Annotated in this window: 26 protein-coding genes; 19 read left to right on the top strand and 7 right to left on the bottom strand. The window is 64.1% G+C overall.

Translation table 11 applies throughout. The features are described from left to right. The first annotated feature begins 1 nt into the window (after position 1). From hemF to AABN02_RS03620, 11 genes are all read left to right on the top strand, one after another. On the top strand, positions 2–967 hold the full coding sequence (gene hemF / locus AABN02_RS03670) for an oxygen-dependent coproporphyrinogen oxidase (protein ID WP_338413621.1): 966 nt from the start codon (positions 2–4) through the stop codon (positions 965–967). Then, entirely contained in the window at positions 957–1,592 is a 636-nt protein-coding gene (gene nadD / locus AABN02_RS03665; protein WP_338413560.1) for a nicotinate-nucleotide adenylyltransferase, read from the top strand. Before hemF ends, nadD begins: the two co-directional genes overlap by 11 nt. A 26-nt stretch (positions 1,593–1,618) precedes the next feature. Further along, complete coding sequence (gene rsfS / locus AABN02_RS03660) at positions 1,619–2,293, top strand: ribosome silencing factor (RefSeq protein WP_338413559.1); 675 nt, start codon at positions 1,619–1,621, stop codon at positions 2,291–2,293. Between the two features lie 36 nt (positions 2,294–2,329). Beyond that, complete coding sequence (gene rlmH, locus AABN02_RS03655; protein WP_338413558.1) at positions 2,330–2,800, top strand: 23S rRNA (pseudouridine(1915)-N(3))-methyltransferase RlmH; 471 nt, start codon at positions 2,330–2,332, stop codon at positions 2,798–2,800. A gap of 13 nt (positions 2,801–2,813) precedes the next feature. Next, positions 2,814–3,986 carry an AAA family ATPase gene (locus AABN02_RS03650; RefSeq protein WP_338413557.1) on the top strand — a complete coding sequence of 391 codons (1,173 nt, stop codon included), beginning with the start codon at positions 2,814–2,816 and terminating at the stop codon, positions 3,984–3,986. Then, positions 3,983–4,618 (top strand): DUF4276 family protein, encoded by a 636-nt coding sequence (locus AABN02_RS03645; RefSeq protein ID WP_338413556.1) that lies wholly within the window; start codon positions 3,983–3,985, stop codon positions 4,616–4,618. The genes AABN02_RS03650 and AABN02_RS03645 overlap by 4 nt, the downstream gene beginning before the upstream one ends. 6 nt (positions 4,619–4,624) lie before the next feature. Beyond that, a complete protein-coding gene (locus AABN02_RS03640) occupies positions 4,625–5,227 on the top strand; it encodes a Maf family protein (protein WP_338413555.1) in 603 nt (200 codons plus the stop codon). A gap of 25 nt (positions 5,228–5,252) precedes the next feature. Then, a complete protein-coding gene (gene rng, locus AABN02_RS03635; RefSeq protein WP_338413554.1) occupies positions 5,253–6,734 on the top strand; it encodes a ribonuclease G in 1,482 nt (493 codons plus the stop codon). 19 nt (positions 6,735–6,753) lie between these two features. Beyond that, on the top strand, positions 6,754–7,074 hold the full coding sequence (locus tag AABN02_RS03630) for a 4a-hydroxytetrahydrobiopterin dehydratase (RefSeq protein ID WP_338413553.1): 321 nt from the start codon (positions 6,754–6,756) through the stop codon (positions 7,072–7,074). Further along, positions 7,071–7,715: a YitT family protein gene (locus AABN02_RS03625; RefSeq protein ID WP_338413552.1), complete on the top strand. Its 645-nt coding sequence runs from the start codon at positions 7,071–7,073 to the stop codon at positions 7,713–7,715. The genes AABN02_RS03630 and AABN02_RS03625 overlap by 4 nt, the downstream gene beginning before the upstream one ends. Before the next feature lie 380 nt (positions 7,716–8,095). Next, positions 8,096–8,830: a PEP-CTERM sorting domain-containing protein gene (locus AABN02_RS03620; protein ID WP_338413551.1), complete on the top strand. Its 735-nt coding sequence runs from the start codon at positions 8,096–8,098 to the stop codon at positions 8,828–8,830. Between the two features lie 150 nt (positions 8,831–8,980). Here AABN02_RS03620 and AABN02_RS03615 read toward each other — a convergent pair whose 3' ends face one another. Further along, positions 8,981–9,184 carry a hypothetical protein gene (locus AABN02_RS03615; protein WP_338413550.1) on the bottom strand — a complete coding sequence of 68 codons (204 nt, stop codon included), beginning with the start codon at positions 9,182–9,184 and terminating at the stop codon, positions 8,981–8,983. A 100-nt stretch (positions 9,185–9,284) separates the two neighbouring features. Between AABN02_RS03615 and AABN02_RS03610 the strand changes: the two genes are divergently transcribed. Further along, on the top strand, positions 9,285–9,581 hold the full coding sequence (locus AABN02_RS03610; RefSeq protein ID WP_338413549.1) for a PIN domain-containing protein: 297 nt from the start codon (positions 9,285–9,287) through the stop codon (positions 9,579–9,581). Between the two features lie 202 nt (positions 9,582–9,783). Here the strand turns inward: AABN02_RS03610 and AABN02_RS03605 are convergent, their stop codons facing one another. Then, on the bottom strand, positions 9,784–10,323 hold the full coding sequence (locus AABN02_RS03605; RefSeq protein WP_338413548.1) for a hypothetical protein: 540 nt from the start codon (positions 10,321–10,323) through the stop codon (positions 9,784–9,786). A gap of 175 nt (positions 10,324–10,498) precedes the next feature. Here AABN02_RS03605 and AABN02_RS03600 point away from each other — a divergent pair, with 175 nt between their 5' ends. Together AABN02_RS03600 and AABN02_RS03595 are read left to right on the top strand one after the other, a co-directional pair. Then, positions 10,499–10,942, top strand: coding sequence for a helix-turn-helix domain-containing protein (locus tag AABN02_RS03600; protein ID WP_338413547.1), 444 nt, complete (start codon positions 10,499–10,501; stop codon positions 10,940–10,942). Between the two features lie 37 nt (positions 10,943–10,979). Beyond that, a complete protein-coding gene (locus tag AABN02_RS03595) occupies positions 10,980–11,495 on the top strand; it encodes an IS630 family transposase (RefSeq protein ID WP_338413546.1) in 516 nt (171 codons plus the stop codon). 9 nt (positions 11,496–11,504) lie between these two features. Here the strand turns inward: AABN02_RS03595 and AABN02_RS03590 are convergent, their stop codons facing one another. From AABN02_RS03590 to AABN02_RS03580, 3 genes are all read right to left on the bottom strand, one after another. After that, positions 11,505–12,035, bottom strand: a complete 531-nt coding sequence (locus AABN02_RS03590) for a hypothetical protein (protein ID WP_338413545.1) — start codon at positions 12,033–12,035, stop codon at positions 11,505–11,507. 106 nt (positions 12,036–12,141) lie between these two features. Then, the gene (locus tag AABN02_RS03585) at positions 12,142–13,380 is read right to left on the bottom strand and encodes a PIN domain-containing protein (protein WP_338413544.1); all 1,239 of its coding nucleotides are present in this window, start codon (positions 13,378–13,380) and stop codon (positions 12,142–12,144) included. 329 nt (positions 13,381–13,709) lie between these two features. After that, entirely contained in the window at positions 13,710–14,348 is a 639-nt protein-coding gene (locus AABN02_RS03580) for a TetR family transcriptional regulator (protein ID WP_338413543.1), read from the bottom strand. 84 nt (positions 14,349–14,432) lie between these two features. Here AABN02_RS03580 and AABN02_RS03575 point away from each other — a divergent pair, with 84 nt between their 5' ends. The 5 genes from AABN02_RS03575 (at position 14,433) to AABN02_RS03555 (ending at position 22,531) form a co-directional block, all read left to right on the top strand. Next, positions 14,433–15,740, top strand: a complete 1,308-nt coding sequence (locus AABN02_RS03575) for an efflux RND transporter periplasmic adaptor subunit (protein WP_338413542.1) — start codon at positions 14,433–14,435, stop codon at positions 15,738–15,740. 15 nt (positions 15,741–15,755) lie between these two features. Continuing rightward, positions 15,756–18,926 (top strand): efflux RND transporter permease subunit, encoded by a 3,171-nt coding sequence (locus tag AABN02_RS03570; RefSeq protein WP_338413541.1) that lies wholly within the window; start codon positions 15,756–15,758, stop codon positions 18,924–18,926. Next, entirely contained in the window at positions 18,923–20,464 is a 1,542-nt protein-coding gene (locus AABN02_RS03565; protein WP_338413540.1) for an efflux transporter outer membrane subunit, read from the top strand. The genes AABN02_RS03570 and AABN02_RS03565 overlap by 4 nt, the downstream gene beginning before the upstream one ends. An 84-nt stretch (positions 20,465–20,548) precedes the next feature. Further along, positions 20,549–21,931 carry a class II fumarate hydratase gene (fumC, locus tag AABN02_RS03560; RefSeq protein WP_338413539.1) on the top strand — a complete coding sequence of 461 codons (1,383 nt, stop codon included), beginning with the start codon at positions 20,549–20,551 and terminating at the stop codon, positions 21,929–21,931. A gap of 27 nt (positions 21,932–21,958) precedes the next feature. Continuing rightward, entirely contained in the window at positions 21,959–22,531 is a 573-nt protein-coding gene (locus tag AABN02_RS03555; RefSeq protein WP_338413538.1) for a DUF1003 domain-containing protein, read from the top strand. Here AABN02_RS03555 and mgtA read toward each other — a convergent pair. Both mgtA and AABN02_RS03545 read right to left on the bottom strand, forming a co-directional pair. Next, on the bottom strand, positions 22,516–25,299 hold the full coding sequence (gene mgtA, locus AABN02_RS03550) for a magnesium-translocating P-type ATPase (RefSeq protein ID WP_338413537.1): 2,784 nt from the start codon (positions 25,297–25,299) through the stop codon (positions 22,516–22,518). The two genes, AABN02_RS03555 and mgtA, sit on opposite strands and share 16 nt — an antisense overlap. Positions 25,300–25,315: 16 nt before the next feature. Further along, positions 25,316–25,567, bottom strand: coding sequence for a CDGSH iron-sulfur domain-containing protein (locus tag AABN02_RS03545; protein ID WP_338413536.1), 252 nt, complete (start codon positions 25,565–25,567; stop codon positions 25,316–25,318). Positions 25,568–25,842 lie beyond the last annotated feature (275 nt).

Below are 25,842 nucleotides of genomic sequence, written 5' to 3'. Positions count from 1 at the left end.
GATGCCGCCTGACACGCTGTCCAACGCCGAGGTGCGGGCCTACCTGCTGGGCCTGCAGCAGTCGATCTGCGACGCGGTCGGTGCCGAGGACGGGCAGACGTTCATCACCGACGCCTGGGAGCGTCCGCCGGGCGGCAAGCTCGAAGGTGCGGGCATCACGCGGCTGATCGAGAACGGCGGCTTGCTGGAGCGCGGCGGCTGCGCGTTCTCGCAGGTGCGCGGCACGGCGCTGCCCACGTCGGCGACCCAGCACCGACTGGAACTGGCCGGCGCACCCTTCGAGGCGATGGGCGTGTCGCTGGTCTTCCACCCGCGCAATCCGTACGTGCCGACCGTGCACATGAACGTCCGGATGCTGTCGGCCACGCCCACCGAAGGCCCGCTCGCCGGTCAGACCGTGCGCTGGTTCGGCGGCGGCATGGACCTGACGCCGTACTACGGGTTCGAGGACGACGCGGTGCACTTCCACCAGGCGTGCCGCGACGCGCTCGCACCGCACGACCCGGCGCTCTACCCGCGCTTCAAGACCTGGTGCGACGAGTACTTCTTCCTGAAACACCGCAACGAGCCGCGTGGCATCGGCGGTATCTTCTTCGACGACTTCTCGGCGCTGGGCGCGCGTGGCAGTTTCGCGATGCTGAAGGATGTCGGCGACGCGCTGCTCAAGGGCTGGCTGCCGATCGCGCAGCGGCGCCGTGACACGCCGTATGGCGAGCGCGAGCGCGACTTCCAGGCCTACCGGCGCGGCCGCTATGTCGAGTTCAACCTCGTCTGGGACCGCGGCACGCTGTTCGGCCTGCAGTCGGGCGGGCGCACCGAGTCGATCCTGATGTCGATGCCACCGCAAGTGACCTGGCGCTACCAGTGGGCACCGGAGCCGGGGACACCGGAGGCGCGGCTCTACACCGACTTTTTGCGCCCGCGCGACTGGCTGGCGCTGACCGACACCGGTGCCGATGGCCGCTGAACCCCGGCGCATCGGGCTCTACGGCGGCAGCTTCGACCCGGTGCACCAGGCGCACCGCGTGCTGGCCGACACCGCCTTGGCACAGCTCGCGCTGGACGAGTTGCGCTGGATTCCCGCGGGTCAGCCGTGGCAGAAAACCCGCCGTCTGGCCCCCGCCGAACACCGCGCCGAGATGGTCGCGCTCGCAATCGGCGACAATCCCGCTTTCGTGCTCGAAAAATGCGAGGTCGAGCGGACCGGTCCGAGCTACACGCTGGACACCGTGACACTGCTGCAGCAGCGCGAACGGCACCCGGCCCGCTGGTTTCTGATCATCGGGCAGGACCAGCTGGCGGGCTTCTGCACCTGGCATGGCTGGGCCGAGCTGCTGCAGCGGGTGACGCTGGCGGTGGCGGGGCGCGCAGGCGTTCCGGTGCAGGCCCCGGCTGAACTATTGAACACCGGACACCGCATCGTGGCACTCGACATGCCGTCGATGTCGGTGTCTTCGACTGATTTGAGGAAGCGGCTGGCCGCAGGCGAGCCGGCTTCCTCACTGGCACCCCGGATGGTGGCGCCGGCCGTGGCGCGCTATATTGATCGCCACGGGCTGTACCGAAACAACCCACCCTCTCCTCAATCCTGAATCCCCTGGAACAAGAACGGCGCTGAATGGACATCCGCAAGCTGCAACGCACCATCGTCGATGGACTCGAAGATGTGAAGGCCCAAGACATCGTGGTCTTCAACACCGAACACCTCTCGGCGATGTTCGAGCGCGTCGTCATCGCCTCCGGCACGAGCAACCGGCAGACCAAGTCGCTCGCCGCCAGCGTGCGCGACAAGGTCAAGTCGCTCGGGGGTGACATCCTGAGCGTCGAAGGCGAAGACAACGGGGAATGGATCATCGTGGACTGCGGCGCTGCCGTGGTGCACGTCATGCAACCTGCCATCCGCCAGTACTACCACCTCGAAGAGATCTGGGGCGGCAAGCCGGTGCGCATCAAGCTCGCCAGCGCCACGCAGGGGCTGGTCAAGGCCTCGCGCGACGAGGACGAAGACGAGGACGACGCCCCTGCCGCACCGGCCCGCAAGGCCGCGCCGCGCAAGCGTTCGTCGTCTGCCGCGGAAGCTGCGGCCGACGTGAAGAAGCCGGCCGCCAAGAAGGCTCCGGCGCGCAAGACGGCTGCGACGTCTGCCACCGGCGCCGCCGCCCGCAAGGCCCCGGCCCGCAAGACTGCGGGTGGCACTGCGCAGAAGATCAAGACCGTCGTGGTCAATGCGCCCGACCGCGAGCGCAAGACCCCCGCCCGCAAGAAGGCCGCCGCCCCCAAACGCGGCGCCTGATGCCGGTGCGGTGAGTCGCCCTGTGGGTCGTTCTTCTTGAAGCTGCACCTCGTCGCCGTCGGCCAGAAGATGCCGGAATGGGCCGAGACGGCCTACGCGGACTACGCCAAGCGTTTTCCGCCGGACTGCCGTCTCGAACTCAAGGCCGTCAAGACCGAGCCCCGCACCAGCGGCAAGCCGGTCGAGGCGCTGATGGCCGCGGAGCGGGTGCGCATCGAGGCGGCGCTGCCCAAGGGCGTGCGCCGGGTCGTGCTCGACGAGCGCGGCACGCGGGTCACCACCGTGGCGCTCGCCGAGCGGCTGAAGGTCTGGCAGCACGATGGCCGCGACGTGGCGCTGGTCATCGGCGGGCCGGACGGGCTCGACCCCGCACTGCGTGCCAGCGCGGACGAACTGCTGCGCCTGTCCGACCTGACGCTGCCGCACGCCTTCGTGCGCGTGATGCTGGCCGAGGCGCTCTACCGGGCCTGGTCGGTCACGGTCGGACACCCCTACCACCGAGAGTGAACTCAAGATAATCATGTTGATCCATTCAATTAAGTTGGGCAACTTCTTGAGCTACGGCGCTCCGGATCTGCAGCAGGCTGTCGAGCTTGGTCCCTTGAATATCATCATTGGTGCGAACGGATCTGGAAAATCAAATCTGCTGGAAGCCATTGAATTGTTGCGCAGTGCCCCTGATCAGTTTATCAGACCGATCAGCGAGGGTGGCGGGGTGCGGGATTGGTTGTGGAAAGGTGCCGAAAAAACGCCGACGGCCTCAATAGAGGTAGTGATTGATAATCCGAAAGGGAATCAAAATATAAGATACTGTCTGGAGTTCACGGAAATTTCGCAAAGATTTCAACTTGTGGATGAGCGCATTGAAAATGAAAAGCCGGTGAATGGGGATAAAGCGCAGGCTTATTTTTTTTACCATTTCAATAATGGCAGGCCGACGCTTAATATAAATAAGAAAAAAAGGCTGCTGCAGATAGAGCAGATCGACCTCAATGCATCGATTCTTTCGCAGCGCCGTGATCCTGAGCAGTACCCTGAAGTGACATATCTTGCCCAGGTACTTGGCAATATACGCTTGTATCGCGAATGGAGCTTTGGTCGATACACCATGCCAAGGGTTCCTCAGAAGGCTGATCTCGCTAATGATTTTCTGGATTCTGAAGCTCGGAATCTGGCACTGATTCTGAACGATCTGCAGGGCAATCCTCTGGTCAAAAAGCGCGTACTGACGGCATTAAAAAATTTATACGATGGGATTGATGACTATTTTGTGAGAATTGATGGTGGAACTGTTCAGGTGTATTTTCAGGAGGGAAAGTTCACCGTTCCGGCCACTCGCCTGTCCGATGGGACGCTGCGCTATTTGTCACTGCTAGCCATTCTCTGTCATCCGAAGCCGCCCCGGTTGGTCTGTATTGAGGAGCCGGAACTGGGTTTGCACCCAGATGTCATCCCCACACTGGCTGAATTATTGAAGGAAGCGTCGCAGCGGTGCCAGATCATTGTGACCACGCATTCTGATACGTTGATCGACGCGATGAGCGATCGACCCGATGCAGTCTTGGTTTCCGAAAAGGGTGAAGGGGGTACCAAACTCACCCGGTTGAATCCGCAGCAACTGAAGCCATGGCTTGAGAAGTACCGCCTTGGTCAGTTGTGGACCCGAGGTGAAATTGGGGGGACACGGTGGTGACCGTCAAGTTGTACGTTGAAGGTGGGGGCGATGCGGCTTCGCTCCGGACGGCCTGCCGGGAAGGATTCAAGAAATTCCTGGAATCGGCTGGACTGCGTGGACACATGCCCAGAATTGTGGCTTGCGGCACCCGCCGTGATGCTTATGATTCATTTTGCACGGCCCTGGAAAATGGTGAGGCTGCGTGTTTGCTGGTCGATGCAGAAGGCCCGGTGGCAGCGGACTGCCAATCAGGCGATCCGAAGGACTGGTTGCCATGGTCGCACCTTGCACAGCGAGCGGGGGATGAATGGAGCAAGCCACCCGGTGCCGCCGATTCTGATTGTCATTTGATGACGCAGTTCATGGAGAGCTGGTTTCTTGCGGATGTTGCCGTACTGGGTGATTTTTTTGGACAAGGCTTTCAGATCAATAAGCTTCCGAATGTCAGCTTTGGTATTGAGCCACTTGCCAAGGCAGAGGTCTATCGGGCGTTAGTACAAGCGACCAGTGCCTGCAAGACCAAAGCTTCATATGGTAAGGGTGAGCACTCTTTCAAGTTGCTGGCGCTGATCAGTTCCGACAAGGTAATGAATGCATCTCCTTGGGCGAACCGTTTTGTCGTCGCATTGAAATGCAAAATGGGCGTGTGATTCCAGATGCCTTCTTGGATCTACCTCGCCTCGCAAAGCCCGCGCCGCCGCCAGTTGCTCGACCAGATCGGCGTGCAGCATGAGCTGCTGCTGCCCGGCCCGGACGAGGACGCCGAGGCGCTCGAAACCGTGCGCCCGAATGAAGCCCCGCGCGCCTACGTGCAGCGCGTGACGCTGGCCAAGCTGGATGCTGCCCGCGCCCGCCTGCAGCGCGCCGGCCTGCCCGCCGCGCCCATCCTCTGCGCCGACACGACGGTCGCCCTCGGTCGCCGCATCCTGGGCAAGCCGGCCGACGCCGACGAGGCCTGTGAGATGCTCGGCGCGCTGGCCGGACAGGAACACCGCGTCCTCACCGCCGTGGCGCTGGCCGATGGCGAGCGTGTGCTGCAAGGCCTCAGCGTCTCGCGCGTGCGCTTCGCACAGGTCGATGCCGCGCGCATTGCCGCCTACGTCGCCAGCGGCGAGCCGATGGGCAAGGCTGGCGCCTATGCCATCCAGAGCGGCGCGGCCACCTGGGTCGAGCGGATCGCCGGCAGTTATTCGGGCATCATGGGCTTGCCCCTGTTCGAGACAGCCCGTCTGCTGCGGGACGCGGGCTGGTCCCTCTGAACCCACAAGAACATTGAAAAGTCCCATGCAAGACATCTTGGTGAACTGGTCGCCGCAGGAGACGCGCGTGGCCATCGTCGAACACGGCGCGGTGCAGGAGCTGCACGTCGAGCGCACGCTGGAGCGCGGCCTCGTCGGCAACATCTACGCCGGCAAGGTCGCCCGCGTGCTGCCGGGGATGCAGAGCGCCTTCATCGACATCGGGCTGGAGCGCGCTGCTTTTCTGCACGTCGCCGATGTGCAGGTCGCTGGCCAGACCGGCCGCGGTCACCACGCCGAAACGGGCACCATGCCGCCGATCGAGAAGCTGGTCTACGAAGGCCAGACGCTGGTGGTGCAGGTCATCAAGGACCCCATCGGCACCAAGGGCGCGCGGCTGTCCACGCAGGTCAGCGTCGCTGGCCGGCTGCTGGTGCACCTGCCGCAGGACGACCACATCGGCATCTCGCAGAAGATCGGCTCGCACGAGCTGCGCGAGCAGCTGCGCCAGCGCATGGGCGTGCTGGTGGGCAACCGGGAGACGGGCGGGGGAGGGGGTTTCATCCTGCGCACCAACGCCGAGGACGCGACCGACGACGAGCTGGCCGAAGACATCGCCTACCTGCGCAAGACCTGGGTCACGATCCGCGCGCTGGCGCTGAAGTCGCCGCCCGGCTCGCTGCTGCACGAGGACCTGAACCTCGTCCAGCGTGTGCTGCGCGATCTGGTGGACGAGCGCACCGCCACCATCCGCATCGACTCGCGCATGCAGTTCGACGCATTGCGCAGCTTCGGCCAGCAGTTCACGCCGAGTTCGGTGAACCGCCTGCAGCACTACAAGGGCGAGCGCCCGATCTTCGACCTGTTCGGCATCGACCAGGAAATCGAGAAGGCGCTGGCCCGGCGCGTCGATCTGAAGTCGGGCGGCTACCTTGTCGTCGACCAGACCGAGGCGCTGACGACGATCGACGTCAACACCGGCGGCTATGTGGGCGCGCGCAACTTCGACGACACGATCTTCAAGACCAACCTGGAGGCGGCGCAGGCCATCGCGCGGCAGCTGCGGCTGCGCAACCTGGGCGGGATCATCATCCTTGACTTCATCGACATGACCCGCGCCGACCACCAGGAGCAGGTGGTGTCGGAGCTGCGCAAGCAGCTTGCCCGCGACCGCACCAAGATCACGATCAGCGGCTTCACGCAGCTCGGCCTGATCGAGATGACGCGCAAGCGCACCCGCGAATCGCTGGCCCACATGCTCTGCCAGCCCTGCCCGACCTGTGGCGGGCGCGGGCAGGTGAAGACGCCGCGCTCGGTCTGCTACGACATCCTGCGCGAGATCCTGCGCGAGGCGCGGCAGTTCAATCCCAAGGAATTCCGTGTCATCGCCTGTCCGTCGGTGATCGAGATGCTGCTCGACGAGGAAAGCACCCACCTGGCCGGCCTGAGCGACTTCATCGGCAAGCCGATCTCGCTGCAGGCGGAAGCCGCGGTGAATCCGGAGCAGTACGACATCGTGCTGATGTGAGCAGCGAGCGGCCGGCCCCATGCAACACCAGGACCTCCTCGACCCTGAAGCGCTGCGCCTCGCGCTGGCCGATCTCCCGCTGTGGACTCTGGACGCGGACCGCGGCGCGCTGACCCGGCGCCTGCGCTTCGCCAGCTTCGCCGAGGCCTTCGGTTTCATGGCCGAGATCGCGCTGCATGCGGAGCGGCACGACCACCATCCCGAGTGGTTCAACGTCTACAACCGGGTCGATGTGACCTGGACCAGCCACGACGTGCAGGGCGTGTCGGCGCGGGATGTGGCGATGGCGCGGCTGTGTGACGCGGCGGCGGCACGCCGTTTGCAACCTGCCGCTCCATGACTGCTCCGCCCACTCCTTCTGCTTCTTCCCCCGCACTCGACAACCCCATCACTCCCCACTCGCTCGTCGAGGACCTCATCGCGCTGCTCAGCGGCACGGTGCTGGTCGTGCTCGGCGTGGCGATGTTCCGGCAGGCCTCGATGGTCGCGGGCGGCACCACCGGCATCGCCTTCCTGATCCACTACGCCAGCCACGTCAACTTCGGGCTGGCGCTGTTCCTGATCAACCTGCCGTTCTACTGGCTGGCGTGGCGCCACATGGGGCGCGAGTTCACGCTGAAGACCTTCGCCGCGGTGGCGCTGCTATCGGCCGAGATCGAGCTGCTGCCGCGGGTGCTGTCCTTCTCGACGCTGAACCCGCTGTTCGCGGCGGTCGCGGGCGGGCTGCTGATCGGCACCGGGATGCTGATCCTGTTCCGCCACCGGGCGAGCATCGGCGGCATCGGCGTGGTGGCCGTGCTGCTGCAGGAGCGCAAGGGCTGGCGCGCCGGCAAGGTGCAGATGACGATCGACTGCTGCATCGTCGCCGCGGCGCTCTTCGTCGTGCCGCTGCCGCAGGTGCTGCTGTCGGTGCTGGGGGCGTTGACGTTGAATCTGGTGCTGGCGATGAACCACCGGCCGGGGCGGTACGTGGCGCGGTGAATATTTACCTTGTTATTCCAGTTTCCAAGTGACTGGAATCGTCTGGCCGTGCGTTGTTGATTTTCTTGTCAACATATCGTTGGCAGTCGCAGCTCCGAAAAGTTTGATGTTTGACAGGTTCCGTATTTGAGCCACCCCCGCATTCAGGGGGGGGTGCCGTGCGGGGTATGTGAAAAATCAAAAATACGACGATACTTGTGCACATCGGGTAAGCAATTAATTTTTCCGGATACCCTGTCAAGGTGTCCGCTGGATGATTGCGTCCGATGGTCTGAATATCACTCGGCCACTCCGGCGAAGTGTTGTCAGATGGTGTTGAATAAATCGTTGATATAGGGGTGAAAATGAAATCTATCAATCGTTCGGCGTTGTCCATTGCGGTGACGCTGCTGGTGTCCGTCACGGCGGCACAGGCCCAGGTGGTCCGGATCGACGAAGGTGCATTCAATGCGCAGGCCGGTCTGATCACGTTCTCCGAAAAGGCCATGGGGACCGTGAACCCGGTCTACATGGCGGCCGAATACGGCGGCAGCTTCGGGGCGCCCACCGTGTCGTTCGGTGGATTTTTCACCGGGCAGTCGCTCGGTACGGCGCTGACCTGCCCGACCGGCGCAGCAGTGACCGGTTGCGTGAACGGGCTGCCCACGGGCGTTCTGTCGCTGAGCGGCCTGTCGCCGCAGACGTCGATCGTCGGGGACGGCGCCAACCCGACGAGTCCGGTGCTGTCAGGAACGCCGCTGTTCAATGGTCCGGTATCGATCCTGTTCGACCGTGACATGGCCGGCGTGGGCCTGGATGGTGGATATTTCGATTCCATCGGCGGAACGGCGATTACCGCGTTTGCACGGGATGGCTCCGTCATCGGCTCGGTCGCCAACACGACGACAGGCATCGAGTTTCTCGGCCTGGTCACTTCGGATGGCAGCCAGCGCATTGCCGGCCTTCAATACACCCTGGTGGGCTCCGAGCCGGCCGGCTTCGCGATCGACAATCTGCGTTTCGGTCTGGCCGGGCAGGTGGTCGTGCCGGTGCCGGAGCCGGAGTCCTACGCCATGATGGTCGCTGGACTGGGTGTGCTGGGCATGGTGGCACGTCGCCGCCGGCGTCAGGGCTGATTCCTGCTGCGGTTTGCGCCACTGTCCAGTGGCGCTGATACCAGCATATTGGGCCGGCGGATTTTCGGATCCGACCGGCCTTTTGCATGGAATCCGGGGATTCGCATTTCAATGTTGGCGTGTCGTGAATTGTTCGAATGCCTTGCAGCGCTAGAACCTGACGAAGTACGGCACGGCCGTGATGGCCGCGCCAGTCAGCGCCAACAGCACCGCGTTCGGGATGAAGTACGGAATGACCATCAGCACCAGGCCGCACAGGAAGGGAACGATGGCGCGCTGCTTCTTGCCATAGAGGAAGTAGCCGAAGCCGATCGAGCCGAACAGGACGCCCCACAGGAGTTGCGCTGTCGTCATGAGGGGGCTAGCTGCTCGACACGAATGTGGTGTCCGAGTTGCGCCGGCCGCGTCCGCACGGCGGCGTGGTGGCCTGGACAGCCAGTTGTATGTGTCCGCCGTGACGCTCGGCGAGATTCAGGCAGGTATCGGGCTGACGCGGGAGCAGGATCCCGACAAGGCCAAGGCACTGGAGGCGTGGCTGGAATTGGTGGCCGGCGCCTATAACGTCCTGCCCATAAATGCGGCGGCGTTCAGGGCTTGGGCGCGGCTGATGCACAGGAAGTCCGACACGCTCTACGAAGACGCGATGATCGCCGCGACGGCGAAAGTGCATGGGTTGAGGGTGGCCACGCGGAATGTGGCTGATTTCAATGCGCTTGGGGTTGCGGTCCTGAGTCCATTCGTTTCGGTGTAGAGCGTTGAAAATTAAGCGGGCATTTCTCTTCGCCCGTGAGTTGCTTGGCAGGGGTCAAAGACCTGTGGTGCAATGCCCAGGTGGTATTCGGCTTGACATCGAAATAGACTTCGTCGAGCGAGCCAACTTGTTGAATCGCCCACTGCGGACCCGCACGGTGGGTGGTGTGGGGGCTGGGAGCTAGATACTCCCGGCTACCCGATTAGGCCTCCGTGGGAAAGAGGGCGGTAGTTGGACCTTTTGCGTTTTGGTACTTGCCGCGATACACAGGGGTACGTCTTGAGGAACAGCGAAGGACGTACATCTGCGCAATCTTTGCTCGAATCGGAATGCTGATAGCGTTTGAACCGAGATTTGCGATCTCAAAAGTCACTTTGCCTTCATAGCCTGGCTCCACTTGCCCATCGCAACAAGTGATAGTTATGAATAGCCTCGCTAGTGATCCCTTTGTTTGCACGAGCCCAAAGAACCCCTCTGGCATGCGGACGGACTCAACTGAACATGCCAGAACCGCTTCAGACGGCTTGATTGTCAGATATGGTACTTGAAGACGCTCTTCAATTATTGCTTCGGGTGGTACCTCCTGGCCGAATATCAGCGCTCCTTCCATGGGCTTGTAGCGTTTTATCACGCTGTCTAAGCCAAGCGCAAGTGAGAAGTCCTCTTCCGGGAGTGCCAGTTCTCTAGATACGATAGAGAATTGTTTGTTGAGCCCCAAGAGCTGTTCGCCAACGACTACCATTATAAAAAGCTCCGAACAATGAACGCTGCACCAGCAAAGAATGCCCCTGCTGCAGCCCAAGCCCATCTGGGCATTCTTTTGGCGCGCAGTAAGCAGTCTCAATCAAGTTTGATTGTTTTTTAAAATTTATACGATTGCCTGTAGAATTTTGGAATCAAATCAATGATATGAGACCATGCTCAAGAGCCGTGACTTCTCGCTTTCCCCAGAAGACCTAGAAAAGCTCCGCAAAATCGAGGCCAGGGATGAGAACTGGCGCAAGAGAGAGCGGGCGAAGACGCTTTTGACACTGCATCAGACCAAGTCAACGGCTGAAACGGCTTTGCTGGTTGGAATTCATGACCGGACTGTAGGGCTGACAAAAAGAGACTGGGTTGCTCGCGGTTATGAAAGTTTGGTAGATCGCCCAAGAATTGGTGCACCATCGAAGATTACAGAAGCGCAGTTGCAGAATATTGTGAATCAGGCTCGCGCTGAACCAAGTTCAGCCAAGCAGTTATTGGCATTTCATATCGAGTGTGGCGGAGAAGCAGTGCATCCGGCTACGCTGAGCAATGCACTGAAGTCGGCTGGTTTCGTATGGAAGAGAACGCGATCGTCATTGAAAAAAAAGAAATGAGGAGGACTTTCGCAACGCAGAACAAGAGCTTGCAGCATTGAGGCAGAAGGCGAAGGACAACGAACTGGTCTTGGCGTACGTGGATGAGACCGGGTTTGATTCAGTGCATCCGAACCAATACGCATGGAGTCCCAAAGGAGAGCGGCATCTGATACAAGCGGATCGCGGAAGCCGACTCAATGTGATTGGGGCAATGTTATCGACTGGTTCTTTTTATAGTCAAAAATTATGGGGGAGTACAGACTCAGAAGCTTTCTCTGCATTCATTCAAAATCTTGCACATCATGTTGGAAAGCCACTGACGATTGTTCTTGACAATGCATCTATTCACACAAGCAAGTTAATGAAGAATATCATGGCGACCCTTAAGGAAAATAATGTGATTTTTTATCCCCTTCCAGCTTACAGCCCTGAGCTTAATCGAATCGAGCGACTGTGGCACAAGATGAAATACACTTGGATGAAAGCAAAGCGTCGGGATAAAGTGGTTCTTGAACAGGATGTCGCTGAAATTCTCGATGGATTTGGCAAAAAATATAAGTTTGAATTTTAAGTATTTAACTTATTTGAAATTGCTTACAAAGCGACCAAAGAAGCTTGGGGGCGGTGAAATGGAAGGAAAGCCTGCGCCAACGGCTTTTCCATCATATGGAGTCTCAATGTTGAAGAATGCAACCGACGCGATAACTTCACCGGGAGTGATGACTACATCCGCTCGGCCACCATTAAAGATATAAACGCGCAGGTGGCCAGAAAACGAGGGGTCAATCTTTCCCGGTGCTGCCATAATCCCACGAAAGAGAGCGCGCCCCTTTCCATGGATCTGACCAAAGGCATTTCTCGGCATCGAAACCAGTTGCTTGGATTCAACAACAAGAAAGTCACCGCCGCGCAGCGAAATGGGTTCTTCGAAGCGTTCCCGCGCGCCGGTAATTTGATTAAAGTAATGCGCGCCGGAATTGATCGTTAGCGTCGTGGCAGCATCAATGGTCGCGCCTTGCGGTTCGATCAGAATCTTGCTGTCGGGAGAGTTCTTGGCGCGTTCAAATTCATCATGAATGTGAGTGACGCGTCTCGAAAGATCGATGACCATAATTGCAGTTGAGATAGTGGTTGCGACAAGGACGGTGATTCGGAGGCCTAACGTTTGAATTCACCGGCCTGCGCGGCATTTCGCGCAGGTCCGGTGGAATGAGAGGTTAGATTTCTGGCGCTGTTTCTGCCGCGACATCAGCACTTGGAGTACCACATGACGCCTCATACGCAAACACATAAGAGCCGACCGGTAGCAGAACGCCCGGCTCTCCACAAATAATGTGAATATTGAAATCGTGGATTGTGCCTGTTCCGGCGCCAAGCCTATGCATTGGCAATGAGTCTGGAGCCTTTATTAAGCGAACACTGAGTTGTGGAACGTTATGCATATTGGGCTCAAGATGGCCGCTAACTGTAAAGTTCCGCACGGAACGTCGCAATTCAACGCTCAAGGTTCCTGTGTTTTTGAGAGTTGTAGCTTCAATCACTGATTGCTCTTGCAGTTTTACTGCTGCCTCGAACTCGGATCTCCAAGCACTCACTGCACGAATTTCTTCGATTGCTGTTTCATTGACCGGCTGCTTAAAGCGTTGTAGTGCGTGCTCCAAAAATCGTTCGGTTTGGTATATCAAAACTCGCTGCCCAGAAATCTGCCTCGCTTCTTTCAGGAGTTCCGGCCTTGGGCCAGTAGTTTTTCCAGAAATCTTCTCCCACCAGTCCTCTTTGCGCTCGGATGTGACCAGTATAACAGGGCAACCCTGTGCCTTCGCGTGCTCGATCACTTGAAGCCAAAGGAAGTAGTCACCGTAGGGTCTGTCTTCATCTTTTCCATCATCCAGATAGCCCGGCGGAATTTTGTCCTTCTTTCTCTGCTCGGCCTGTTCTTCCACCTTCTTCTTATCTGCATCGGGAAAATCCTCACCAACGGCACCATCAAATATGCTCAACAACTGATTGAGAATTGGGTCGTCTTGAAGAAACTTTGGATAGTTTTCTTTCGCCTCACTGATTTTCGCTTGAGCTTGAGAAATTGCCGGTTTCACAGCGTTCTCAAGCTCACCAGCAAGTGCTGTAGGGATAATGCGGTTCCCCTTTAGCTGAGTGACAGCAGTCTCCAAACTGGCACTTAGCTTCTCCGTTTCATCTTGAGCCTGCTTAAAAGCTTTTTCGGATGAAACAATTACCTTCGTTCTATTTCGAAAAAATTCCGTTGCTGCCTGATGCGAAAGCCATTTTTTTCCTTCAAATTTTTGAAGGCTTTGAATCAAGCTGTTTCGCGTGCCCTCGTGGTAACGATACAGATCGAGAAGCACGTTCGTATCCACTGTCAATATTCCGTCTTTCCATGCCTTGTCGAGTTCATCTTTCGATGGATTGAGATACCAGTCGAACTTATTTTTCATACACAAAGCCCAATCAATATAAGTCTGTTGCCGACCTCTGTCGGAAAGAAATCTAACTTAATTTAGACCTCACGGCCCTGCCGTCTAACATGCCCGCTGACATCTAACACATCAGCAAAAAACCGCCCAAGTCGTTGTCGGCATTGAACTTTTTCTGCACGTTGACGCATAACTCTCCCCTAAACGCTCCCCGAAACCCTGCAAGCCCATCCTGCAAAATCCAGTGGTCGCACAGAATAAAGCGCCATTCAAGTACCGTCCACGGTGCCCGAATGGCGCTTACTCTCCGGATTTCACAGATCCGGCTAATTCGTGATGAACGTCACATCTCAGCCATTCGCCCGCCGCAGCCCCCGCAGGAACACCTCGATCCCCCCCCGATACCCCTCGACCTCCCCCGCCTCGACCGCCAGCAGCGTCGCCCGCGACAGCATCCCGTCGATCAGCGCGATGAACCCGATCGACGCCGACCGCGCGCTGATCGCCGTGTCCAGCACGCCACGCGCCTGACCCACCGCGATCAGCCGCTCGGCCCGCGACCGGAAATCCTCGATCGCGGCCATGTGCCGCTCCAGCGCCGGGCGCATCTCGTCGCTGTATTCGGTGCAGTGGATGGCGATGGTGAAGACGCGCCGCGTGCGCGCGTCGTCCAGCATCCGCGCGATCGGCACCCACGCGAAATCGCGCAGCGCCTCCACCGGGTCCGTGTCTTGCGTGAGGCTCTGGACCTGCGCGTCGTGCGCTTCCTCGCAGGGCAGGCGCACCCGCTCCATCATCGCGTTGAAGACCTCCGCCTTGTCCTTGAAGTGCCAGTAGATGGCGCCCCGCGTCAGGCCGGCTTCGTCCGCGATGCGCTGCAGCGAGGTGCGCGCCACGCCCTCGCGCAGGAACACGACCTCGGCCGTGTCCAGCAGGTGCTCGCGGGTGATGGCGGCTTCTTCCTTCGTGCGTCGTACCACTGTGCTCATGCTCCTGACTACATACATTCGTGATTGTATGTAAGATGGCAGCCATCGTTCCCGATTCAAGCGTTCCCTTGGGAAAACACTGACATGCTTCACAGACAAGACCTCTCTTCGGTGCGCCGCACCAACGCCGGACTGGCCACGCTGGCCCTGGCGGCGGCGCTGGTGGCGTGTGGCGGCGGTTCGTCGACTTCGGGCGCTGCGCCCGGCGGCGGTGGCGCGCCCGCGGGCGGACCTGGGGCCGGCAAGCCGCCGCCGCCCGCCGTCGGCGTGATCACCGCGCAGCCGCAGGCGGTCGCGATCCGCGCCGAGCTGCCGGGCCGCCTCGAAGCCTGGCGCACCGCGCAGGTGCGGGCCCGCGTCGCCGGTATCGTCCAGCAGCGCCTGTTCACCGAAGGCGCCGAGGTCAAGGCCGGCCAGTCGCTCTACCAGTTGGACGCCGCGCCTTACCGCGCCACGCTCGACAGCGCCACCGCCGCCCAGTCCAAGGCCGAAGCCAACCTCGCGCAGGCCCAGGCCACGCTGACGCGCAACGAGCCGCTGGTCGCCGCCAAGGCCATCAGCCAGACCGAATGGGTCGCCGCGCAGACGGCGGTGAAGCAGGCGCAGGCCGATGTCGCCACCGCCAAGGCCGCCGTGCAGACCGCCAAGCTCAACGTCGATTACGCCGCCGTGCGCGCGCCGATCGCGGGCCGCATCGGCCGTGCCCTCGTCACCGAAGGCGCGCTGGTCGGGCAGGGCGAGGCGACCCAGATGGCGCTGATCCAGCAGGTGGACCGCCTGTATGTGAACTTCACGCAGTCGGCGTCCGAGGCGCTGCGCCTGCGCCGCGCCTACGAGTCCGGCCAGTTCAAGCGGGCGGGCGGGGCGGGCGCCGAGGTGCGGCTGGTGATGGAAGACGGCACCGAATACACCCATCCCGGCAAGCTGCTGTTCTCCGACCTGACGGTGGACGCCACCTCCGGCCAGGTCACGCTGCGCGCCGAAGTGCCGAACCCGGAAGGCGTGCTGCTGCCGGGTCTGTACGTGAAGGTGCGCCTCGCGCAGGCCGAGGCCGCGCAGGGCGTGCTGGTGCCGCAGCAGGCGGTCACGCGCGGCACGGCCGGCGACACCGTGATGGTGGTCGGCGAAGGCAACATGCCCGCGCCGCGGCCGGTGAAGATCGGCGGTGCGAATGGCGCGAACTGGGTCGTGCTGGACGGGCTGAAGCCAGGCGAGCAGGTCATCGTCGACGGCTTCCAGAAGATGCGCCCGAAGACGCCGGTCACGCCGGTGCCGTGGGCGCCGATGGGCAGTGCGCCCGCTGCGCCAGCCGCGGCGGCTTCTGCATCGATGCCTGCGCCGATGTCTGCGCCGATGCCCGCATCCGCCCCGGCGTCGGCCGCCAGTCGCTGAGCCGGAGGCCCACGCATGTCCTCCAAGTTCTTCATCGACCGACCGATCTTCGCCTGGGTGATCGCGCTGTTCATCGTCGTGCTCGGCACGGCGGCGATCACCAAGCTGCCGGTCGCGCAATACCCGACGGTCGCCCCCCCGTCCATCGTCATCACCACCGCCTACCCGGGTGCGTCGGCGCAGGTGCTCGAATCGAGCGTGCTCGCTGTCATCGAGCAGGAGCTGAATGGCGCGCCGAACCTGATCTACATGGAGTCCAGCGCCGACGCCAACGGCAGTGGCCAGATCACCGTCACCTTCGAGCCGGGCACCGACGTCGCCATCGCCCAGATCGAGGTGCAGAACCGCCTGAGCCGCGCCACGCCGCGGCTGCCGGCCTCGGTGACGCAGCAGGGCGTGCGTGTCGACAAGGCGCGCTCGAACTTCCTGCTGTTCGTGATGCTCACGTCCAAGAACCCGGCCTATGACCCGGTGGCGCTGGGCGACTACGCGGCGCGCAACATCCAGCCCGAGCTGCTGCGCGTGCCGGGGGTCGGCCAGGCGCAGCTGTTCGGCACGGAACGGGCGATGCGCGTCTGGATTGATCCCGGCAAGCTCGTTGGTCTGGGCCTGACGCCTGCGGACGTGACCAACGCGATCCGCGCCCAGAACCTGCAGGTCTCCGCCGGCACGGTCGGCGGCCTGCCCAACGTGGCCACGCAGACCACCTTCGCCACCGTCACGGTCGGCGGCCAGCTCTCGACGGTCGCCGAGTTCGGCCAGGTCATCGTGCGCGCCAACGCCGACGGCTCGTCGGTGCGGCTCAAGGACGTCGCCCGCATCGAGCTGGGCGGCCAGAACTACGCCAGCTCCTCGCGCCTGAATGGCGTCACCGCCACCGGCATGGGCATCCAGCTCGCGCCGAGCGGCAACGCGCTCGCCACCGCCAAGGCGATCAAGGCCCGCATGGCCGAGCTGTCCGCCTTCTTCCCCGAAGGCGTGAGCTACGAGGTGCCCTACGACAGCTCGAAGTTCGTCTCGATCTCGATCGAGCAGGTGATCAAGACGCTGATCGAGGCGGTCGCGCTGGTGTTCCTGGTGATGCTGCTGTTCCTGCAGAACCTCCGCTACACGCTGATCCCGACCATCGTGGTGCCGGTGGCGCTGCTGGGCACCTTCGCGGTGATGCTGGTGGCGGGGTTCTCGATCAACGTGCTGACGCTGTTTGGCATGGTGCTGGCCATCGGCATCCTGGTGGACGACGCCATCGTCGTGGTGGAAAACGTCGAGCGCCTGATGGCCGAAGAAGGACTCAGCCCGGTCGAGGCCACGCGCAAGGCGATGGGCCAGATCACGGGCGCCATCATCGGCATCACCGTGGTGCTGGTGTCGGTGTTCGTGCCGATGGCCTTCTTCGCCGGCTCGGTGGGCAACATCTACCGGCAGTTCTCGCTGTCGATGGTGGCCTCGATGCTGTTCTCGGCGCTGCTGGCGCTGACGCTGACGCCCGCGCTGTGCGCCACGCTGCTCAAGCCGGTCGATCCGGGCCACCACGAGAAGCGCGGCTTCTTCGGCTGGTTCAACCGCGGCTTCAAGCGCACGACGCACAGCTACGAAGGGCTGGTCGCCCGCCTCATCCGCAAGGCGGGGCGTTATCTGGTGATCTACGCGGCGGTGCTGGCGGCGGTGGGCTTCATGTACACCAAGCTGCCGACGTCCTTCCTGCCCAACGAGGACCAGGGCTATCTGATCGTCAACGTCCAGTTGCCGCCGGGCGCCACGCTCAGCCGCACCGAGGCGGTGATGCAGCAGGTGGAAGGGTTCCTGCTCAAGCAGCCGGAGGTGGACAAGGTCGTGGGCGTGCTGGGCTTCAGCTTCTCGGGTTCGGGCCAGAACGCCGCGCTCGCCTTCGTGCCGCTGAAGGACTGGAGCGAGCGCCAGGGGCCGCAGCACTCGGCGCAGGCCGTGGCGGGGCGGGCCTTCGGGGCGCTGATGGGGGTGCGCGATGCCTTCATCTTCCCGCTCAGCCCGCCGCCGATTCCGGAGCTGGGCAACGCGACCGGTTTCACCTTCCGCCTGCAGGACCGCACCGGCCAGGGCCACGACGCACTGCTCGCCGCCCGCAACCAGTTGCTGGGCATGGCGAGCCAGAGCAAGGTGCTGGCCGGCGTGCGCCCGGACGGGCTGGAAGACGCGCCGCAACTGCGCCTGGAGATCGACCGCGAACGCGCGGCGGCGCAGGGTGTCTCCTACGACAGCATCGCCAGTGTGCTGGCGACGGCCTTCGGCTCGACCTACGTCAACGACTTCCCGAACCAGGGCCGTCTGCAGCGGGTCATCGTCCAGGCGGAAGCCGCGGCGCGGATGCAGCCCGAGGATCTGCTGAAGCTCTATGTGCCGAACAACAAGGCCCAGCAGGTGCCAGTCTCGGCCTTTGCCACCACCCGCTGGGTGACCGGCCCGGTGCAGAAGATCCGCTACAACGGCTATCCGGCAATGAAGATCTCCGGGGACGCCGCCAAGGGTTCCAGCACCGGCGATGCGATGGCGGAGATGGAAGGCTTTGCCCGCCAGTTGCCGCCGGGTTTCGGCTTCGAGTGGACCGGCCAGTCGCGGGAGGAAAAGCTCTCCGGCTCGCAGGCGATGGTCCTGCTGGCGTTCTCGATGCTGGCGGTGTTCCTGTGCCTGGCGGCGCTGTATGAGAGCTGGAGCATCCCGGTGGCCGTGCTGCTGGTGGTGCCGCTGGGGATCCTGGGGGCGCTGTCGGGCGTGTGGCTGCGCGACATGCCCAACGACGTCTACTTCAAGGTCGGCCTGATCACCATCATCGGCCTGTCGGCGAAGAACGCGATCCTGATCATCGAGTTCGCCAAGGACCTGCAGGCCGAGGGCAAGGGCCTGCTGGAGGCGACGCTGGAGGCCTGTCACCTGCGCTTCCGGCCGATCATCATGACCTCGTTCGCGTTCATCCTCGGCGTGCTGCCGCTGGCGATTGCCTCGGGTGCCGGCTCGGCCAGCCAGCGCGCCATCGGCACCGGCGTGATGGGCGGCATGGTCACGGCGACGGTGCTGGCGGTGTTCTTCGTGCCGGTGTTCTTTGTCGTCGTGCGCAAGCTCTTCCCTGGTGGTCATGTCGTGCCGCACAGCACGGCGCTGTCGTCCCCGACCACGGATTCGGTGGCGGAACTGCTGAAGGACAAGTCATGAACAAGCAGGCCATGCCACACAACAACATGGGCAACAACACGGGCAACATCACCGTCATTCCCGCGCAAGCGGGAACCCACGCCACACAAGGACGTTTCGAGGGGTGGGTCCCCGCTTGCGCGGGGATGACGGCGAGGGCGAGGATGGCGAGGGTGGGGAGTGGCGCGCTGCTGGCCGCACTGGTGCTGGCTGGCTGTACCAACCTTGCGCCGCGCCACGAACGGCCGGCCTCGCCGATCCCGGCGCAGTTGCCGCTGTCGGCGGACGCCGCGGCCTCCGCGTCGGCGAATGCCGCGGTGCCACTGGGCTGGAAGGCCTTCGTGCAATCGCCGCAGCTCGCGCAACTGGTGCAGCGTGCGCTTGACCAGAACCGCGACCTGCGGGTGGCGGTGCTCAATGTGCAGCGCGCGGAAGCGCAGCTCGGCGTGGCACGGGCGGATCGCCTGCCCACCGTCAGCGCCGGTCTGATCGGTTCGGCCACCCCCAACGCGGCCAGCGGCCGGCAGGTGCAGAGCTACACCGCCGGCGTGCAGGTCACGGCGTGGGAGCTGGACCTCTTCGGCCGCATCGCCAACCTCGGCGAAGCCGCGCAGGCGCAGGTGCTCGCCACCGAGGCCGGCCGGCGCAGCGCCGAGCTGGCGCTGGTCAGCGCGGTCGTCTCCGGCTGGCTGACGCTGGGCGCGGACGCCGAGCTGCTCTCGGTCGCCGACCGCACGCTGGCCAGCCGCACCTCCACGCTGAAGCTGTCCCAACTGCGCTTCGATGCGGGTGCCGCCTCGGCGCTGGAATTGCAGACCGCGCAGAGCCTCATCGCCCAGGCCCGCAACACGCAGGCGCAACTGCGCCGCCAGCGCGAGCAGGACCTGAACGCGCTGGCGCTGCTGGTCGGCGGGCCGGTGCCGGCCGAGCTGCTGCCGGGGGCGTCCGCGGCACCAACTGCGGCAGCCGATCCGGGCGTGCTGGCGCCGGTGCCGGTGGGACTGGCCTCCGATGTGCTGCTGCAGCGTCCAGACGTGATCCAGGCCGAGCAGTCGCTGGTGGCGGCCAACGCCAACATTGGCGTGGCGCGCGCAGCCTTTTTCCCCCGGCTGGCCCTCACCGGCAGCGCGGGGCAGGCCGGCAGCCGCCTGAGCGACCTGTTCCAGGCGGGCAACTTCGCGTGGACGCTGAGCGCGCAGGCGCTGGTGGCGATCTTCGACTCCGGCCGCAACCAGGCCAACCTGAACGTCGCCAAGGTGAACCGTGACATCGCGGTGGCGCAGTACGAGAAGGCGGTGCAATCCGCCTTCCGCGAGACGGCGGACGCGCTGGCGGGCCTGTCGAGCTGGCGCGAGCAGCTCGATGCCCAAGGCCAGCAGCGCGACGCCGCCCGCGAGATCGCCCGGTTGACCGAACTGCGCTACACCAACGGCGCCGCCAGCGAGCTGGACCGGCTCGATGCGCAACGCAGCCTGCTCGCCGCCGAGCAGACGCTGGTGCAGACCCGACTGGCCGAGCAGGTGAACCGCGTGGGCTTGTTCAAGGCGCTGGGGGGCTGAGGCCGACCGTCCGGGTGGACATGCCGCGAGGAGGGATTGCCGTGGGCACCACAATCGGTGCACCTCGCTCCCAGGACCTCCGCCATGACCACCCGCACTGAATCCGACTCCTTTGGTCCGATCGAGGTGCCCGCGCGGGCCTTGTGGGGCGCCCAGACCGAGCGCAGCCGGCGCTTCTTCGCCATCGGCGAGCAGCGGATGCCGCTGGCCGTGGTCCACGCGCTGGCCGAGATCAAGCGTGCGGCGGCGGAGGTGAACCACACACTCGGCCTGCTGGACGCTCCGCGCGCCGAGGCCATCGCGTCGGCAGCGGCGCGGGTTGCGGCGGGGGAGTTCGATGCCGAATTCCCGCTCTCGGTCTGGCAGACCGGCTCCGGCACGCAGAGCAACATGAACGCCAACGAGGTCATCGCCAGTTTGGCCTCGCTGGCGCTGGGCGGCGCGCTCGGCACCGACCGGCGCGTCCACCCGAACGACCACGTCAACCTCGGCCAGTCGTCCAACGATGTCTTCCCGACCGCGATGCACCTTGCCGCCGTGCAGCAGATGCAGCCGCTGCTGGCGGCGCTGGCCCGCCTGCGCGGCGCGCTGCAGGACAAGGCCCACGTGTTCCGCGACGCGCTCAAGATCGGCCGCACCCACCTGCAGGACGCCACGCCCGTCACGCTGGGCCAGGAGTTCGGCGGCTACGACGCGCAGCTCGCGCTGGCCGAGGCGGCACTGCGCCAGGCGCTGCCGGCGGTTCACGCGCTGGCGATCGGTGGGACGGCGGTCGGCACTGGGCTGAACACCCATCCTGAATTCGGCGCCCGGGTCGCCGCTGTTCTGGCCGAGCGGCTGGGCGCGCCCTTCGTCGTCGCGGGCAACCGCTTCGCCGCGATGGCCGGGCACGAGGCGCTGGTCGGCCTGCACGCCGCGCTGCGGCTGCTGGCCATCGCGCTGAACAAGATCGCCAACGACATCCGCCTGATGGGCAGCGGGCCGCGCGCCGGGCTGGGCGAGCTGCAGTTGCCGGAGAACGAGCCCGGCAGCTCCATCATGCCGGGCAAGGTCAACCCGACCCAGGTCGAGGCGCTCACCATGGTCTGCGCACAGGTGATGGGCCACGACGTCGCGGTCGGCATCGCCGCCAGCCAGGGGCAGTTCGAGCTGAACGTCTACAAGCCGCTGATCGCCCACGACGTGCTCGACAGCCTGCGCCTGCTGGGCGACGCGATGGCGAGCTTCTCGGCGCATTGCATCGAGGGCCTGACGATGAACGCGGCGCGCATGGACGAGTTGCTGCAGCGCTCGCTGATGCTGGTCACCGCGCTCGCGCCGCACATCGGCTACGACCGCGCGGCGCTGATCGCCAAGCACGCGCACCACCACGGACTGGGTCTGCGCGAGGCAGCGCTGGCGGTGGGGGGCGTCACCGCTGCGCAGTTTGACCAGTGGGTCGACGCCCGGGCGATGATCGGGCCTTGACTGTTGATTGAAGGCTCCGAACCCGCCATGTCCGCCCGCCGCCATACCCGCGAAGAAATCGCGTCGACCTACCTCGGCGCGCCCTATGCCAAGCTGGACAAGCGCACGCAGAAGGTCGCCCGCCACGTGGCCGAGCGCCTGCGCATGGCCCACAGCGCGTCCGCCGATCTCGACGAGGAACAGTCCACCCGAGGGATGCGGGCGGCCGATGCGGTGGCGAAGTTCGGCGGGTCGTGGACCTTCGTCGGCTTGTTCGCGGCGGTGATGTTCGGGTGGGTCGCCGTCAATGGCTATCTGCTGGCGCACCGCGGATCGACCTTCGACCCCTATCCCTACATCCTGCTCAACCTGTTCCTGTCGATGCTGGCGGCGATCCAGGCACCCATCATCCTGATGTCCCAGAACCGCCAGTCACAGAAGGACCGCATCACCGCCGAGCACGACTACGAGATCAACCTCAAGGCCGAGCTGGAGATCATGCTGCTGCACGAGAAGATCGACACCCTGCGCGTGCACCAGTGGGACGAACTGCTGAACCTGCAGAAGCAGCAGCTCGCCCTGCTGACCGCGCTGCACCAGCCGCCTCACTGCCACCCGTAGCGCCGGATGTAGAGGCGCTTCATTCCCGTGGTGAGCGTGCAGTAACCCAGCAGGATCGCCACCAGCCAGCCGTAGTAGGCGACGGGCAGCGCCTCCAGCCGGAAGTAGCTGGCCAGCGGCCCCAGCGGCAGCCAGATCCCCAGCGCCATGATCGCCAGCGTCATCGCCATCAGCGGCGCGGCGGCGTGGCTCTGGATGAAAGGCAATCGGGGCGTGCGCACCATGTGCACCACCAGCGTCTGCGTCAGCAGGCCCACCACGAACCAGCCCGACTGGAACAGCGTCTGCCGGGCCACGCTGTTGGCGGCGAACACCCACCACATCACGCTGAAGGTGAGGATGTCGAACAGCGAGCTGATCGGCCCGAAGAAGAGCATGAAGCGGCCGATGTCCGACGGGTTCCACTTCAGCGGCTTGGCGACCAGTTCGGGATCGACGTTGTCGAAGGGGATGCCGGTCTGGCCGATGTCGTAGAGCAGGTTCTGCACCAGCAGCTGCAGCGGCAGCATCGGCAGGAAGGGCAGGAAGGCACTCGCCACCAGCACGCTCAGCACGTTGCCGAAGTTGGAGCTGGCCGTCATGCGGATGTACTTCAGCATGTTGCAGAAGGTGGTGCGGCCCTCGACCACGCCCTCGTCGAGCACCAGCAGGCTCTTCTCCAGCAGGATGATGTCGGCGGCTTCCTTGGCGATGTCCACCGCGCTGTCCACCGAGATGCCGATGTCGGCGGCGCGCAGCGCGGGGGCGTCGTTGATGCCGTCGCCCATGAAGCCGACCACGTGGCCGCCGGCCCGCAGCGCGCGCACGATGCGCTCCTTGTGCAGCGGCGAGAGCTTGGCGAAGACGCTGTGGGATTCGGCGGCGGCTTGCAGCGCGGCGTCGTCCATCGCCTCGACCTGCGCGCCCAGCAGCACGGCGGTGGCGGGCAGTCCGACTTGGCGGCAGACCTGGAGGGTCACGAGGTCGTTGTCGCCGGTCAGCACCTTGACGGTGATGCCGTGCGCGGCCAGCTGCTGCAGCGCGGGGGCGGCGGTTTCCTTGGGCGGATCGAGGAAGGCGATGTAGCCGATCAGCGTGAGGCCGACCTCGTCCGCCACGGAATAGGTGGTCTGGTCTGGCGGCAGGGTCTTGAGGGCCACGGCTACCACGCGCAGGCCCTCGGCATTCAGCGCGGCGGTGACGGCTTTGGTGCGGGCCAGCAGCGCGGCGTCCAGCGGCAGGGTGGGCATGGGGCGGTCACCGTCCAGGCTGGCGTCGACCGGCTCCTGCGTGCGCACCTGGGTGCAAGCGGCCAGCACTTCCTCGACCGCGCCCTTGCAGACCAGCTCGTGGTGGTGGTCCTGGCCATTCACCAGCGCGGCCACCACCACCGACATGCGCCTGCGCTCGAAGTCAAAGGGAATCTCGTCCACCTTGCGGTAGGCCTCGTGCAGCTGCAACTCGGCCGCCACGTCCACACGCTCCAGCACGGCGCGGTCCAGCAGGTTCTTCAACCCCGTCTGGTAGTGGCTGTTGAGGTAGGCGAAGTGCAGCACCTCCTCGGTGTCCTGCCCGTAGGCGTCGGCGTGGCGGGCCAGGGCGATCTTGTCCTGCGTCAGCGTGCCGGTCTTGTCGGTGCAGAGGATGTCCATCGCGCCGAAGTTCTGGATCGCGTCCAGCCGCTTGACCACCACCTGCTTGCTGGAGAGCCGCACCGCGCCCTTGGCCAGCGTGGTGGTGACGATCATCGGCAGCATCTCGGGCGTCAGCCCCACGGCCACCGACAGCGCGAACAGGAAGGCCTCCAGCCAGTCGCCCTTGGTGAACCCGTTGACCAGGAAGACGATCGGCACCATCACCGCCGCGAAGCGGATCAGCAGCCAGCTCACGCTGTTCACGCCGGCCTGGAAGGCGTTGGGGGTGGTCTCGGTGGCGGTGGCGTGGGCGGCGAGGGTGCCGAAGTAGCTGCGGCCACCGGTGGCGACGACCAGCGCGGTCGCGGTGCCGGAGGTGACGTTGGTGCCCATGAACACCAGATTGCGCTGCTCCAGCACGCCAGCGGTGGTGCCCGGACCCGCCGCGGCGTCAGCGCACTGGACGAACTTCTCCACCGGCAGCGACTCGCCCGTCATCGCCGCCTGGGCGACGAACAGGTCGCGCGCGGTGAGCACGCGGCAGTCGGCGGGGACCATGTCGCCGGCCGACAGCGCGACCACGTCGCCGGCCACGAGGGCGCGCACGGGGATCTCCTGCGGCGCCGGCTGGCCGGGCCGCAGCACGGTGGCGGTGTTGCTGACCAGTGCCCGCAGCCCTTCGGCGGCGCGGTGCGAGCGGCCCTCCTGCACGAAGCGGATGCCGGTGCTCAGCGCCACCATCACGCCGATGACCACGGCGGCCTTGGCGTCGGCGCTCAGGACGGACAGCAGCGCGAGCGCCGTCAGCAGCAGGTTGAAGGGGTTGAGGTAGCAGCGCCACAGCCGCAGCCAGCCTGGCAGTGGCGGCTCGTGCTGCACCTCGTTCGGGCCGTCGCGGGTGAGGCGCCGGGCGGCCTCGGCGGCGTCCAGTCCGTCGGCCTGCGTCTGCAGGCGGGCGAGGGCCTGGGCGGGGTCGGACCGGGCCGCGGTCAGCAGGTCCTGACCGAAGGCGGCCGGCGGCGCAGTTGTCGGCGGCAGGGTGGGCGCGACGGTGGGCGCAGCCACCAGCGCGTCCAGCAGCGGCCGGCGTTCGAAATGCCGCTTCGCGCGGCGCCGGCGCAGGAAGGTGCTGAAGCCTTGCTGGAGCGCCTTCATGGCCGGGTCGGGCGGCTCAGACGGGCTTCTTGTGCGAGCCGTCGCACAGCGGCGCGTGGCCAGTGGCCTTGCAGCCGCAGAAGTAGACCGTGGCGCTGGCGTCTGCCGTGTACTTGACGGGGGTGAAATCGCCGGCGGCCTTGTGCGAGCCATCGCAGAACGGCTGCGACTTGCTCAGGCCACAGGAGCACCACCAGTAGTCCTTGCCTTGCTCCACCTGGACGGCGAACGGCGACTCGGAGGCACGAACGGGAACGGGAGATGTCATGGTGATTCCTCAGGTTGATCGACGACCAGCATAGGCCGGTGGCGGCCGGACCACGGTGCGGTAGCACACAGACCATTGCAGGAGCGTAGCGCAGGCTCGGGTTCCTCCCACCCGATCTGGATCAATGATGAAGACTGACCCGGACGAAGCGACAAGCCCCGGGGTTCAGCCCGGGGTCGAGCGTTCAAGCCGGGACGGCTTGTCAACCGACATGTATGGAAATACAGTTGCCGGATGGAAGCCGTGAAGACCCTCAAGCTGCGCATCAAGGACAA

Source organism: uncultured Sphaerotilus sp. (assembly GCF_963924895.1).
Taxonomy (GTDB): Bacteria; Pseudomonadota; Gammaproteobacteria; order Burkholderiales; family Burkholderiaceae_C; genus Sphaerotilus.
Note: the sequence above shows the minus strand (reverse complement) of the source record. Positions and strands in the feature narration are given on the sequence as shown.